This window comes from Micromonospora sp. NPDC001898 (genome assembly GCF_042891255.1).
GTDB lineage: Bacteria > Actinomycetota > Actinomycetes > Mycobacteriales > Micromonosporaceae > Micromonospora.
This window is the reverse complement of record NZ_JBIATC010000053.1, coordinates 1-1,110: the sequence shown is the minus strand read 5'-3', so window position 1 is coordinate 1,110 and position 1,110 is coordinate 1. Positions and strand designations below refer to the sequence as shown.

Here is a 1,110-nt window from a genome sequence, read left to right as displayed (position 1 = left end):
GATCCCAGGTCCTTCGTGTGGATCAGGCCCGCTGGTCGGATCGTTGGATCGGTTGTCGGCTGCCCGCGTCAAGGGTTCAGGATGCTAGTAGTGGCACGAGATGTCGAGGCTTTCTCGTCCGACCAGTTGCTTCCACATGACCGCGAGTTCGATGCGGGATTTGGCGCCGACCTTTTGGAAGATCTTGCGGAGGTGGAAGGCGACGGTGTGGCGAGACAGGAACATCTTGCCGGCGACCTCGGCGTTGGTGAGTCCTCCCGCCACCAACTCGGCCACCGCGTATTCGGTGTCGGTCAGCGCGGGGATCCGGCTGCTGGGCCAGAACCTCGCCGCGGCCTTGGACGTGTCGTGGCGCCGCAACTTGCTGCGGACCCGAGACGAGTCGCGCGGGGAGCCCACGTCCGCGTAGGAACGCATGGCCGTCTCGTAGTGCGTGCAGACCAGCCGGAACTCTTCGGAGCTCTCGGACAGGAGATCGCCGATGTCCTCGTTCACCGAGGCGCGGGTCCACGTGTCGCAGCCGGAGACGACGGCCTGTTGGAGCAGGTTGACGTCCCTCTCGAGCAGCGCATCGAGGTGCAGGGCGGCGGCCGAGATAGCGTGGATGTCCGGGTTCTCCGCGGCGAGCGCCGCCGCGCAACGCCGGACGCGCTGGGCGGTTTCCCGGTCGTCCGCCCGCAGCAGGATACGCACGACGAACGACGCCGCCGTGGGCTCGGACAGCAGGAAACCCCGAGTCGACGCCTCCGATTCGAGGAGCGCACGAGCGAGCGGGACGGCCACCTCCCAGCCCTTCTCCGCCTCGATGATCTGGACGACGAGCCACGCGGGCGAGGCCCAGGGAAAGGGATCCCGACCGAAAAGCACATCCTCTTTGAGCTGATTGGCATGATGAATCATCGTGGCGAGTTCCCCACGCCGCATCGCGGTGATCGCACGCACCATGTTCCCGATCGGAGCCCACGACGCGTAACGCGGATCGTTCGCCACGAACATACCCATGTCACACAGACTCCCGGCCTCATCAATACGGCCGTCACACAGCGCGATCTTGGCCTTGACCAGTGCCGTCACCGCGTTGATAGCGGAGTCGTCGACAGCCACGGCGGC

The 1,110-nt window shown here is 65.9% G+C and carries 1 protein-coding gene; it reads right to left on the bottom strand.

Annotated elements, in window-relative coordinates; translation table 11 throughout:
- Positions 1-84: 84 nt before the first annotated feature.
- The coding region (locus tag ACFYZF_RS30645; protein WP_387026671.1) for a LuxR C-terminal-related transcriptional regulator at positions 85-1,110 on the bottom strand (1,026 nt) is incomplete at its 5' end.